Genomic DNA, 13512 nt, shown 5'->3' with positions numbered 1-13512 from the left:
ATTAAGTTACATATACCTCCTTAATAAACATAATATTCCATATATTTAGTTCATCTTTATGGTATATTGGGGAGAGCTATGCACATATTTCTGAAGCATATAGCGCTAAGTACAGAACTTAATTGAAATTCATAATATTTGTGACTAAAAAAACACTTATCTAAAACAAAAGATAGGCATCACCGAATGCCTATCTTTTACAAACATACCCATTGTATTCTTTGAAATGTAGTTTATATAGTAGTTAATGTAATATTGAGCTTCTTGTGAAGTACCTTTGCAACTTGCCTAAGAAACTCAATATTAGGATAACTATCACCAGACTCTAACTCAACTATTGCGGATACTTCAACCCCTAAGGTATTTGCTAATTCTGATTGTGTCATATTTTTTTCGATTCTTGATTGGATGATTTGATATACAATCTCATACAACAAACTATTATTGTCTAATTCCTCCTTTACTTCTGAATTAGATACTAATTGCTCCCTAAATACTTTCCAATCCATTTTCTCACCTCATTTCTACTCTTCTAGCTCTATTAAATTATATAGTAAACTACTTATGCAATTAGACTTTTTCAAATAATCTTAATAATATTCGCGATAAGCCTTTATAATAAAACATTGCAGCTATCTATGATAAGAATGCTCTAGTTTACACTTTATTTCTAAAATGCTATGTATTGACTGTATAAATCAATCATTATTGGAAATAAATATGATTAGTTGCATTAGATGCAATTCATTATACTTTGATGATAAGGTGATCCTATGAGTATAGAAAAGAAAAATAGATTTAGAATTATATCAAATACTGAAGCTGCGATGAATACTATTGATAGTCAAGCTAAGTATTTGGAGGAAACTATATATGAGCAAATGCTACAAGGCTATAAAAACAGAATGATGTCCAGAGCATTAAAACCCAGTACTTATAGTAATGAGATCTGCGTTATAAATAATTTTTTTGAGTACACAAGCCTATATCCTTGGGAATGGAGTTCCGATGATTTTGAAGACTGGTCTGCTTATCTTTATAGTATTAAAAAGAATTGCGAGGCAACACAGCGGCATAAGCAACGTATAATTGCTAGATTCCAAGCATATATTATTGACTCTACTATGTTCAATGAATTATGTATTAAAAATTTCGGTAAAAAACCTGTTCAAATTTGTTCAGCTGTCAATCTTATACCCCATAAGGTGGAAGATGAAAATAAAGAAAAGCGCACAGCATTCACCAAGGATCAAATCAAGATTCTGTGGAGTTACTTTGATGAACAAATTTATCTTGCTTTCATAAATAAGACAAAGAGTCTTAAGATACTTCAAAGAGACAAAGCTTTGTATATGACTATATATAATTATGGATTACGCGCAAATGAAACTTCAATGTTAGATACTACAGATTTTACTAATAATCCAAATAAACCAATTTGGGGAGAGTTCGGGGGAATTGTTGTTAGATATGGTAAGTCAAGCAGTGGTAGCCCACCAAAGAGACGAATAGTATGGACAATTTCAGATGAAGCAGTTCAATGCTTGAAATGGTACTTCGAAAATGTAAGACCACAATTCGGCTTTGATGACTCTAATAACCTATTTGTATCTGAAAGAGGTGTAAGACTAAGCCCAAAATCAATCACTAGGAATTTTAAAGAATACTTGAGATCCGCTGGATTACCTAATAACAACTATTCTACGCACTGTCTTAGGCATAGTTATATAAGCCATTTATCTGAGAATGCATATGTTAGCCCTCGTTTTATACAAGAACAAGTTGGTCATAGTTATCTAGCAACCACACAGCTGTATACTCATTTATCGGATATATTTATTAGAAACCAATTAAATAAAGTTACCGAAAAACAAATATCTAAACTTCTGGAAAAGGGGAATATCTAACATGATATACCATGAGCAATTTGACCGGTATTCTTTCAATCAATTAAAATCTTTTTGGGGTATACTTGAAGAATTAAAGGGGAAATATGCACATAATTCAACCATACCTGATGTTATAAATAGAGATAAAGTAGCTTTTCAAATTATGTATTCATATGGCCTTAGCCCAAATGAACTTTTGATGTTGAAGTATGAAGACATAGATATTAATAGTAATGAACAACTATTTAAATGTATCCTCATTAATGAATGTGGAAGAAATAGAATAATATATCCTATATTTATTGATGCTTTTGCGGAAATAGAAATGTTCTTAAAGAGGAATATATCTAAAGTAAATAATCCTAGTAACTTCATTTTCACCACAGAAACAAACAAACCAATATCAAAATGCTATTTGAATCATAGGTTAAAATACTATAATTCGTACTTGTCCGACAAAGATAAATTATTCTCATTATATATATTCCGTCAGTTATATATTGCTGATCTATTAAGACTTAAAGATATATCTCTTACATTTATATATAAACAAAGTGGAACAAGTTTAGTAAATAATCATTTATATGATTACTTGTATTAAAAACTGAATGGAGGTGAAACAGTTGAGTTTTAAATGGAAGTTAAAAGAACGAATGGCTCAGAAGGGCATATGGAAATGTACTGACTTAACAAAGCTTTTAAACGCGTATGGAATAAATATATCTGTTTCGATGGTGAGTAGAATAGTTGAAAAAATGCCAGATAGAATTAACACACAAGTTCTAGATGCATTATGTGATATTCTTGAATGTTCTTCATCTGAAATAATGGTACACACTCCTTCTAACATTACCATAGAAAGTCTGGTAAAAGTGTCTGGTGAAAACCTTGGTATAAAGCCAGGCCCAAAACCTAAAAAAACATCTGACTTTATCAATATCCCCGCAAGCATATTAGGACCTAAAGGTGGAGTAATAAAGTAAATGGCTGATCTAATTAATTGGTCAAAGAATTATATTAGTTGCATTAATTGTGGTACTGCAGATCACAAACATAAAGCTAAAGGGTTATGTACATATTGTTATCAATTACTCCATAAGTATCCAAATGAGCCGTGCTTACAGTGTGGGGTTATTGCAAGAGTACATAAAAGACTAAATGGCAGCCCAATTTGTAAAAGTTGTTATGAACGCCCAAAAAACAATTGTGTAATATGCAATAAGAATTCGCACTCTGCATTAAGAACTAATACTTCAGATTATATTTGTGTGAGCTGTTACAACAAATATTATAGAACTAAATATTTATGTGAAATATGTGGCAAATTAGAGATTTTGGCGATTAATAATGAAGAAAATAAAATATGCATTAAATGCTATTCTCCAACAAACCAGTGTTCATTGTGCGGTAGGAATATCAAATCACTCTATAAACATAATCATGAGAATATTTGTGCAAGGTGTTATGAAAAAAACAGACTAAATCAAGTTAACCTAATTGATATAAACACAAGAGAGTATGTTTGCTCTGTATGTGGCAAAATTAACAACGTACAAAGAATTTATAATGATGGTTCAGTAATCTGCTCAAATTGTTTTAAATTAAAATCAAATATATGCACTCTATGCAATAACATGCAAAACCAAATTCATTCCCATATTAAAGGTTTACCATATTGTAGAGATTGTTATTATAAAATGAAAATTGCTTTACTCATTAATAATAGGCTATGGCATGATTCTTTTCAAAAAATCTTTAATGAGTATTTAAACGATATGATGTTTAAAAAGAAACCAGAATCTGTTTTTCGTTTAATCATCCCTAACTTAAGTATGCTCGATTGCTTGGAAAGTACATATAGAAACAATAAACTTTCTCTTATAAATGCTGATTTTCTTTCTTTACTAAATAAATTCTCTGAGAGCAAAATGATGTTACATGATTTGTCTTTATTTATGCTTGATAAAAGTATGATTGATAATTTTGATATTAATATTAAACTATTTGAAGGTTTAGCAAAGTCAATAAATGATTTACCGCATGAATTAACACAAGTTTTACTTCTTTATAAAGAACATTTGAATAAGTTGGTTAAAGCCTATTCCGAAAAAGGTTGGTCTGGCAAAGACACCCGATTTAGCTATTATACATGTTACCTTTACTTTCAATCATGTATAAGATTCTCGATGACAGTTAGCAAATTAAAAGACATTAAGAGCTTTCGACAAATGGATAACAATATTGTAGAGGCATACTTAGGAATTAAACCTTATGAAAGAAACAATTTATCCCACTTTATAAGGTTTTTAAATGACGATAGATTAGTCTTCAGAAAGCTTACAATAAATAGATTGTATAATAGATCTAATTTCCCTTTAGGAGTAGACGAGTTAATCCAGATAAGAATATTGAAAAGATGCTTAGAAGATAGTTCAATATCATTGAGAGATAAAACTTTAGTACTATTAATGCAAATCTATGGTATAAGGGTTGAAGAGCTAAAACTAGTAAAAAAATCGCAATTTCATATAAATGAGAAAAATAATTATCTTATTTTTGATTATAATGACGTAGCCCACAGACTCCCGGCAGTAGTATCACCAATAATACAAGAATATTTATCCTCTATAAAAAATGAATTCGGTATTCTATTCCCTGGTAGATATTATAATCAGGCATTATCAATTACAGCAGTTCATAAGATTTTAAAAAGATTTAGTGTAACTGCTACACAACTACGTTATACCGCAATAAATAATGCTATGACTAATGGTATATTCCAACCTTCATTATTAATGAAGCTTTTTAAAATACAAGCTATTACTGCCGTTAAGTATTACAACTTTATTAAAGGAAGTACAGAGTGTTAATGGATAAATTGAACTCAACTGAAGATTTGAATAATAAATCTTCATACTGTGCCTTATGCAAAAATCTCTCTAAACCATATAAGAAAGTAAAAGAAAACGAGTACGTATGTAAAAAGTGTTATTCTGAGTATTACCAGCCTAAAAAAACCTGTAGTGTTTGTGGAAATTTTAGGACTGTTCAGAAAGTGGAAGGAGAAAAAAATATTTGTCATAGTTGTTATGATAAATATTACAGGCCAAAACAATGCTGCTCAGTATGCGGAGAGCTATCAATAATTAAGAAAAAAAATGGTACAGACTCGCTATGTAATTCATGTTATAACAAGTTATATAGACCGAGAAGACAGTGTAATGTTTGTAATGAGTTCAAAAAAATATCCATGCAGGTTGATGATAAAGATGTTTGTTCTTCATGTTATAATAAATACTTCAGGCCAAAAGCTATGTGTATTTTATGTGGTGCTACAGATTTCATTGCAAAGAACTCTGATGAAGGGAAGATATGCTATAGTTGTTACAGAAAATATTTTCAACCACAGAAACAATGTAGTATCTGCGGAAATATAGCAATTATATGGAAGATAATTGCTAATAATACATTGGTTTGTAGTCATTGTTATGAAAAGAAGTATAGACCTCAAAAAATTTGTAGTAATTGCGGAAAGTTATCTATAGTACGTAAGATAGTTGATGATAAATATTATTGTACGAAATGCTATAACTTATTTTTTAGACCTAAAATGAATTGTTCATTGTGTGGAAGTTATGGGCATATCGTAAAGAAAATTAATGAGAATAGCGTATGTCAAAAATGTTATAGAACATATTATGCTCCAACACATATTTGCCTTATTTGTAATGAAGAATCAAGAAGTGCAAAGCGTATAGGAAAGGATTACATATGTTACAAATGCTATGCTAAGTATTATCATGTTGAAAGAGTCTGCTCAGAGTGCGGAATAGTCGGCCGTACTGCACTACTAATTGATGGTAAGAGTATATGTCCTTCCTGCTATAATATAAAATATCGTCCTAAGTATATCTGCGCTATATGTGGCAATTTTACACGAATATCTAAAATCGATGGTGAAAAGATGATATGCGATGCTTGCTATCATAGCTATTATCGTCCTAAAAGGGTATGTACAATCTGTGGATCTAAAGGTATCATTAGAAAACAAATAAATGGAAGTGATATTTGTCAAAGCTGTTATGACAGATTGTACTTGCCAAAAAAAATCTGCTCAATCTGTCACAAGGAAGGATATGCTGCAAGAACTGATAATAACGAAAGCATTTGCCATAACTGTTATCGAAAGTTGGAGGGTAAATGCCGTGAATGCGGTAATATTACAAAGTATTTTTATCATAGCGAACAACTCTGTAGTAACTGTTGGTATAAAAAAAAGAGTGTCGAAATTGTAGAAAATACAACAGTGATATTAAAAGATAATAATTATAGAAATCTATTGAGCGAATATCTCATAACATTGCTTAAATACCGAACATCATTTTCAGCTTATATTATCATTCTAAATCACATATATATTTTCTTAACTTTAGATAATTTAGGTACTGAGATTCATGATATCACGTTTGATTCAATTGAAAACTTGATTAATGAAATGAGCATTAGTCACTATTCAACATTAATAAATTTCCTAACAAGTAAAAACATTATTACCCCTTTAATTGATAGTATAAAATTCCAAAGGTATTTAAATAAATTATCTAAAGAACTCATAAACAATAGTCTATCAGAGGTATTCATAGAATATTCCAATTTTCTATATGTAACACATAAAAGATACAAAGAGCATGGTTATGCGAACAAGTTTACTTTAAAGACATGTTTTAATTATTGCAGAAATACTAGCGCTCTAATTAGGTATTTAGAAGGACATATAATGAATATTAGTGAAGTCAACAATGTGCTGATTAGTGAATTTCTACTCCAGAACAAACATTGTTTATGTGGAATCAATCAATTTATAATATGGTTAAATCATAATATTAGATTGTTTAAAAAGCTTAAAGATATTAAGACTCCAGTAGATTCAAGTACTAGTATTCTTGAACTGGACTACTACACCTCACTTGAATCACTATCTTTACCATCAACACCTAACAAGGAAAAAATGATATGCTTATTGCTCCTACTATATGGGGTTAGGCCTTATGAAGTGATAAACCTTAAATTATCAGATTACAAAAGATTAAATTGTGAAGGCTCCTTATATGTCCGTAATGTTTGGATTACCTTACATCCTTTTATTGCAAATATAGTTGATGAGTATTTACAATTTGAAAGGAATTGCAAACTAGCCTTGGGAGGTGATAATGACTGGCTGTTACCTGGTGGTATACACAATAAGCCTATCGATCCTGCATCAGTTAGTTGCATACTCAAGAAACATAATTTAAATGTAAAGAAAGGTTTTTCGTATGCAATGAAAAACTATTTATTAAATGCAAACACACAACCATCAGTTATAATTCAAGGATTAGGTCTTGGTATAAGTACCGTGATTCAATACTACAATGCACTAAATATTAGTAATTCTACGATTGCCAGTGACACTTGCTCAAATATGCTAGTAGAAAGCTGTTCATATAGCAGCAACACACAAAGTAGTGAATCCCCGCAAAAAGGAACATTCACTGTTTATATTTTAAGGTGTAATGATGGAAGCTATTACACAGGCTCTACCAAGAATATTGAGTTGCGTTATAAAAATCATCAGAAAGGTGTAGGTTGTAAATACACATCTAGCCGTACTCCAGTTGAACTAGTCTATACTGAACTATATACTGATAGATCAACTGCAATTAAACGGGAAAAATCAATAAAAAAGCTAACTGTATATGAAAAAGAACAGCTAATAATAAAGAGTAGAATATAACAATATTCTACTCTTATCTTTTAGTCATAAGTAAAGTTCTATTGCATTAGATTCAATTATCTCGCATTTAATGCAATTATTTTAATATTTTTTTCAGAAATCCAGCAATACCAATGCTTTATAAGATATGCAATATGTTAAGGTATTAGTTACATTTCGAATAACCGCAGTTCCTACAAATCACGCAGCCGCCTTCGTGCTGTATTGGGCTGCCGCACTCTGGGCAGTTCTTCAGCTTGTTGTTGGAGCTCTGGAATGCGCTGTAGGATAATTCGTCTTCCGCAGTAGCAGATGCCTGACACTGTGTTGCGCAGAGGGAACAGTTGCCTATGCAGCTTCCTCTCTCCTCAATCTCCACTGCAAGCTCATCCATCGTCTTAATATCCTTATGCTCCATATTGAACTTCATATACTTCTCAAGGGCTCTGCCTATTGCATCGGGGCAGGATAGCACTTTAAGATCCTTCTGTCTCAATGTAGAATGGCATCTGATACCTCTGAGCTGTTCTATTATCTCGTTAATATCCACCCCAGCCCTCAAGGCTATTGAGATAAGGCGGCTGGTTGCTTCGGACTGACTTGGGCAACCTCCTGCTCTTCCAAGGTTTGTGAATATCTCACAGATTCCGTTATCATCAGAGTTTACTGTAATATATAGATTACCACAGCCTATCTTGACTTTTTCGGTCACCCCAATTGTCACTTCAGGTCTAGTCCTCGGGACAAGTGATTCAGGTGCCGGAGCAGTCACTGCTGCCTCTTCCTTCTTCTCTTTATTGACTGAGCCTATATTCAATACCTGGGACTCACGGCTGCCATCCCTGTATATTGTTACACCCTTACAGCCCATCTTGTAAGCCATCATGTAAACACCGCTTACATCTTCCTTGGTGGCTGAATTTGAAAAGTTAACTGTCTTGGATACAGCATTATCCGTATATCTTTGGAAGGCTGACTGTATCTTTATATGCCATTCCGGTTCGATATCATGGGCAGTTACAAATACCCTTCTTATATCCTCCGGTATGCTTTTAATGTCATGAATTGTACCATGAGCTGCTATTTCTTTCATCAGCTCAGTGCTGTAAAAGCCTCTTTCCTTGGCAACGATTTCAAATAAAGGGTTTACCTCCGGAAGTTCATCATTATCCATTACATTCCTTACAAAGGAAAGTGCAAATAATGGCTCAATTCCGCTGGAAACTCCGGCTATTATTGATATTGTGCCGGTGGGAGCTATGGTTGTAGTTGTTGCATTCCTTATTGCAAGGCCCTTTTCTTTAAATACACTATCATCGTAGTATGTGAAGGTTCCTCTCTTTTCGGCCAGCTTTATCGAGGTTTCTTTTGACCTATCGTTTATGAATTTCATTATGTCTTCTGCTGTTTTGACAGCTTCCTCTGAATTATAAGGAACACCAAGTTCAATAAGCATATCAGCAAAGCCCATGACGCCAAGACCGATTTTCCTGGTTCCCTTTGTCATCTCATCGACCATAGGAAGCGGATACTTGTTGACATCTATTACATTATCAAGAAAATGCACTGAATCATCAACAATACTGCCTAGCTTTCCGTAATCTATTTCAGCTTTGGATTTATTCTTTTTTAAACAGCTCATCAGATTTATTGAGCCCAGGTTGCAGGACTCATATGGGAGCAGCGGTTGTTCACCACAGTTATGTATATATATCCCATTAGCATCAAAGGCATTTACCCCTGGAATCTGAACATCAAACACTTCAGCTTCTCCCAATTCGATAGCTTCTGTAACAGTAGCAACAAAGCGTTCCCTATTCAAAGCACGTTTATAATTGCTCAATCCATTCTTCAAGCGATTTTGCTTCTTGCTGCTGCTAAAGCCTATAATCTCATAAAAAACATGCAAATTGTCCTGAGCAACAACAAGCTCATGACCAGCCTTTACATTATAATCCTTCAAACCGCCCTTGCCATCTGGCATAGGCTTAGTACCCTCTGCTTTGCGATTGTTATATACAGTAGATGCTATTCCCATTCTACCAAGCATTCTCTGTATAGCTTTAAGAGTTCCCAGGTCGTTCTGCCAAAGCCTTACAGACAAGCCCTTTTCCTGTGTGCCTACAACTGTCCCATCAGTATCAAACATTCCTCTTATAAATCCTTGGTAGAATTCATAGCTTCCCTTTTCCACTTCTTCAGTAATCTTTTTATCGCCAGGTAAAACTCCATATGCCTCAGCAAGGTCACGAAGTGCAGAAAGCTTCATCCTATTTTCTACCCTGTCACTGATTATAGCCTGGAAGCCTTTAAAATCACTACGGTGTGGTAATGTATGAGCTGCTTCCCCTGCTGCTTTCATTAAGGATACCGCCTCTTCGTCACTACCCCATATGGAAATGACGCCGCCTTCTTTCTTTAGGGTTCCATCTCCTATCAGAAGTCCTAATAGATAACCTTCATCAAGATTTCCTTTTCCTTCCCATTTGATTCCTCTATTGTTGGATAGGATGATTATATCTCCTGCCTTTAAATCCCCTGCTGCCTTCCATTCCTCATCAGTCTTAAATCGTGTTATGTCTGTTGCTATTCTTACTAAATGATCCTTCGTAAGCTTTAGCTCATAACCCCTGTCTGTACATATTTTAATTATATTTTTTGTACCGGTTCTGAAAAAACCTTTATCATCCGACCTGGCATATGAACCATTTAATGCAAGCTGTACCTGCTCGCCTAAAATATCATTGACCTGCATAGGCCCTGACTGCGTAAGAACCCATGAATCGCCAGTTATGCAAGGATTGGTGCTCTCAATTTCTCCAAGCCTAGGAACTACATTATCTCTATTTATCCTGTCCAGGAATATGATTCCCGGCTCACCATTATTCCAAGCCATATCTACTACCAGGTCATAGACCTCTTTTGCATTCAGCTTGCCTACAGCCTTCTTGGTGCCAGGATCAACAAGCTCATAGTCTTCTCCTTTTTCTACGGCTTCCATGAATTTCTCAGTAATAGCAATACTGATATTGAAATTAGTTATATCGCTGTTATCTTTCTTACACTGTATAAATTCAAGTATATCCGGGTGATCCACTCTAAGAATGCCCATATTGGCGCCTCTTCTGGTTCCCCCCTGCTTCACAGCTTCAGTTGCGGCATTGAAAACCTTCATGAAGCTTATAGGCCCTGATGCTACACCGCCGGTTGTCATTACTGTAGAACCTTTGCTTCTTAGTCGGCTGAAGCTGAAGCCAGTTCCTCCGCCGCTTTTATGTATCATTGCAGCATTCTTGATCGCATCAAAAATACCCTCCATAGAATCCTCAACCGGAAGCACAAAGCACGCAGACAGCTGTCCAAGCTCTCTGCCCGCATTCATCAATGTCGGGGAATTAGGTACAAATTCAAGATTGCTCATCAGCTTGTAAAACTTTTCTTCAGTTGCTTTAGTGTCAGCTGATTTGTCGTATAAACTATCTGCAGCTGCTATAGTACTTGCAACTCTTCTGAACATCTGCTCAGGAGTTTCAATTGTTTTTCCATTTTCATCTTTTATCAGATAACGTTTTTCTAATACTTTAATTGCGTTGCTTGTTAACATAGCTAATCAGCGCCTCCAAACCATATTTTGTATGTTGCTGTATCCCTTTGCACTATATATTGTATCATATGGTAAAATATAATACTATTCTTATTCAATATATTTATCGTCATTTTTTCGACAAAAGGCTATATCAAATGCTAATATCTGATATAGCCTTTATTTATTTAATTATACTATTCTTTGTTCAATGCCCCTGCAGTAAATTTGTTGCCTGCATTCCACAGCAGCCATTCCTCAGCACCTGCATCATATGTGGCTTTTATCTGTGCTCTTACTTCAGCAGCGCCATACCGTTGATATTTGGGGAGATACGAGGCTGTGAAGTCTTGAAGCCATGGCCTTAGCACCGCTTTTTTGCTCACATCCTTTATGGCATCTACTCTTCCCTGTGCAACCGACATACTACGGTTCACTATCTTATAAGGCTCAAAGTCCGGCTCTGCTACTCCATAGCTCCCTTTGCCATAGTGAGACGGATAAACCATCGGGCATATTACATCAACACTCTTCGCAATTGACTCAAGATGCTGACCAATTCGCATATCATCTGTAGCAGTTGTCACAAGTCCAAAAACATCAGCTGAAACTACTACTCCCCTTTTACTAAGTCTATCCCTTCCATAAGCAAGGAATTCCGCAATAGCCTCTGCCTTGGACTTTCCCGCAGCACTGGCGCCATAGTCTATTATTTTTGTGTTCCCATCGGTAGGAAACCTGACGTAATCAAACTGTACCTCATTAAAGCCTTTTGTCGCAGCTTCTTCTGCAATGTCGACAATATAATCCCAGGATTCACTATTGTAAGGATTCAGCCATGACATTCCGTGCCTGTCTCTCCATATTCCTCCGCTGGTGTTTTTCACAGCCAGATTGGCGTATTTGTCGCCGGCTCTTCTATCCTTGAAGGTAACAATTCGAGCTATCGAATATATATTGTTCTCCCGAAGGACTTTCATTACAGCATTTATGTCCTTGATCCTCACGTTCTTATTTGCTCCGGTGAATTCCACATCAGGAAGCTCGCTGGAGTAAGTCATCAGACCTTCGTCATCCTTCACGTCAATTACTACAGCATTTATCTCGGTAGTCTTTATCAAATCTATCAGCTTATTGAACCTTTCCTGATATCCGACGGTATTACCGGTCATATAGATGCCTTTTACCTTCACCCTATGCTTCATAAGCTCCCAATCGGGACTTTGCTGCAATAAATAATTATCCGGTTCAATCCCATTTATGTTCTTTTCACTTGAAAATGCGGAAACCGTGAGATGTCTTATACCTATATATGAAAAAATTAGTGCTGCTAAAACGAAAAACAATAAGTACTTTTTATATCCTGCTGCCATAAGATAGTGCTCCTTTATAAATTATTAGCTATTATCTTCAACTAGAGTGCCCTGAATATTATTATTATTTGTGTCAACTACCTTTTAAAGTACAGGTAAATTTATCTGATTATAAGTACACCATCCTCAACACAAATATTACTATAATTTTGCTGGATTTAACTCGAACCCAATAATATTTTAACAAAGCACATTGGAAATAACAAGAAAAATGTAGAAAGATGAAGATTTAGAAATACTAGTGCCCGAAAATTAAAAAAATATGATGATTTATTATAATTAATAAATCATCATATTTCTTTATATTTGTAAAAATTGGCTCCCCAAGCTGGACTCGAACCAGCGACCCTGCGGTTAACAGCCGCATGCTCTACCAACTGAGCTATTGAGGAATCTATACCCGGCGGCGATCTACTCTCCCAGGACCCTGCGGTCCAAGTACCATCGACACTGGAGAGCTTAACTTCTGTGTTCGGGATGGGAACAGGTGTGACCTCTCCGTCATTGCCACCAGATTATTGAAGGTTGTACCTTCAAAACTGCATATTATCGTAAAGTTTTGTTAGCTTCTACGGTTTTCCACTAAGATGTTCTATGAACTTTTGCTACATCCCGTTGCTCTCGCAAAGGGATCCACAAAAGAGAACTTCTAAGTGTAAAACCTGTTTTAGATCAAGCCCTCGACCTATTAGTATCGGTCAGCTGAACACATTACTGTGCTTACACCTCCGACCTATCAACCATGTAGTCTACATGGGGTCTTACCAGATTACTCTGTGGGAAATCTTATCTTGGAGTCGGTTTCGCGCTTAGATGCCTTCAGCGCTTATCCGTTCCGAACTTAGCTACTCAGCCATGCCCTTGGCAGGACAACTGATACACCAGAGGTTCGTCCATCCCGGTCCTCTCGTACTA

The 13512-nt window shown here is 35.0% G+C and carries 8 protein-coding genes, 1 tRNA gene and 2 rRNA genes; 5 read left to right on the top strand and 6 right to left on the bottom strand.

Annotated features, from left to right (window positions below):
- Positions 1 to 233: 233 nt before the first annotated feature.
- Complete coding sequence (locus tag VEB00_01695; protein HYF81728.1) at positions 234 to 509, bottom strand: helix-turn-helix transcriptional regulator; 276 nt, start codon at positions 507 to 509, stop codon at positions 234 to 236.
- A 264-nt stretch (positions 510 to 773) separates the two neighbouring features.
- Here VEB00_01695 and VEB00_01690 point away from each other — a divergent pair, with 264 nt between their 5' ends.
- Genes VEB00_01690 through VEB00_01670 form a run of 5 tightly spaced genes read left to right on the top strand, consistent with a single transcriptional unit; the run spans position 774 to position 7662 of the window.
- A complete protein-coding gene (locus VEB00_01690; GenBank protein ID HYF81727.1) occupies positions 774 to 1907 on the top strand; it encodes a tyrosine-type recombinase/integrase in 1134 nt (377 codons plus the stop codon).
- Between the two features lies 1 nt (position 1908).
- Positions 1909 to 2490, top strand: coding sequence for a tyrosine-type recombinase/integrase (locus VEB00_01685; GenBank protein HYF81726.1), 582 nt, complete (start codon positions 1909 to 1911; stop codon positions 2488 to 2490).
- A gap of 22 nt (positions 2491 to 2512) precedes the next feature.
- On the top strand, positions 2513 to 2872 hold the full coding sequence (locus tag VEB00_01680) for a helix-turn-helix transcriptional regulator (protein HYF81725.1): 360 nt from the start codon (positions 2513 to 2515) through the stop codon (positions 2870 to 2872).
- The gene (locus tag VEB00_01675; protein HYF81724.1) at positions 2873 to 4759 is read left to right on the top strand and encodes a hypothetical protein; all 1887 of its coding nucleotides are present in this window, start codon (positions 2873 to 2875) and stop codon (positions 4757 to 4759) included.
- Entirely contained in the window at positions 4759 to 7662 is a 2904-nt protein-coding gene (locus VEB00_01670) for a GIY-YIG nuclease family protein (GenBank protein HYF81723.1), read from the top strand. The genes VEB00_01675 and VEB00_01670 overlap by 1 nt, the downstream gene beginning before the upstream one ends.
- Positions 7663 to 7807: 145 nt before the next feature.
- On the opposite strand, the gene VEB00_01665 is transcribed toward VEB00_01670, so the two are convergent.
- From VEB00_01665 to VEB00_01645, 5 genes are all read right to left on the bottom strand, one after another.
- Positions 7808 to 11245: a ribonucleotide reductase N-terminal alpha domain-containing protein gene (locus VEB00_01665; protein HYF81722.1), complete on the bottom strand. Its 3438-nt coding sequence runs from the start codon at positions 11243 to 11245 to the stop codon at positions 7808 to 7810.
- Positions 11246 to 11421: 176 nt separating this feature from the next.
- A complete protein-coding gene (locus VEB00_01660) occupies positions 11422 to 12597 on the bottom strand; it encodes a putative glycoside hydrolase (GenBank protein HYF81721.1) in 1176 nt (391 codons plus the stop codon).
- 316 nt (positions 12598 to 12913) lie between these two features.
- Positions 12914 to 12989, bottom strand: a tRNA-Asn gene (locus VEB00_01655).
- A gap of 6 nt (positions 12990 to 12995) precedes the next feature.
- Positions 12996 to 13112, bottom strand: a 5S ribosomal RNA gene (rrf, locus tag VEB00_01650).
- Positions 13113 to 13265: 153 nt separating this feature from the next.
- Positions 13266 to 13512, bottom strand: a 23S ribosomal RNA gene (locus VEB00_01645); the annotation flags it as partial.

It is taken from the genome of Clostridia bacterium (assembly GCA_035628995.1).
Taxonomy (GTDB): Bacteria; Bacillota; Clostridia; order Lutisporales; family Lutisporaceae; genus BRH-c25.
This window is presented reverse-complemented; position numbering and strand designations above follow the sequence as displayed.

Excerpts from the sequence above, each read along its gene's own strand:
- VEB00_01695 (HYF81728.1), bottom strand. The coding sequence starts at position 509 with ATGGATTGGAAAGTATTTAGGGAGCAATTAGTATCTAATTCAGAAGTA.
- VEB00_01690 (HYF81727.1), top strand. The coding sequence starts at position 774 with ATGAGTATAGAAAAGAAAAATAGATTTAGAATTATATCAAATACTGAA.
- VEB00_01685 (HYF81726.1), top strand. The coding sequence starts at position 1,909 with ATGATATACCATGAGCAATTTGACCGGTATTCTTTCAATCAATTAAAA.
- VEB00_01675 (HYF81724.1), top strand. The coding sequence starts at position 2,873 with ATGGCTGATCTAATTAATTGGTCAAAGAATTATATTAGTTGCATTAAT.
- VEB00_01670 (HYF81723.1), top strand. The coding sequence starts at position 4,759 with ATGGATAAATTGAACTCAACTGAAGATTTGAATAATAAATCTTCATAC.
- VEB00_01665 (HYF81722.1), bottom strand. The coding sequence starts at position 11,245 with ATGTTAACAAGCAACGCAATTAAAGTATTAGAAAAACGTTATCTGATA.
- VEB00_01660 (HYF81721.1), bottom strand. The coding sequence starts at position 12,597 with ATGGCAGCAGGATATAAAAAGTACTTATTGTTTTTCGTTTTAGCAGCA.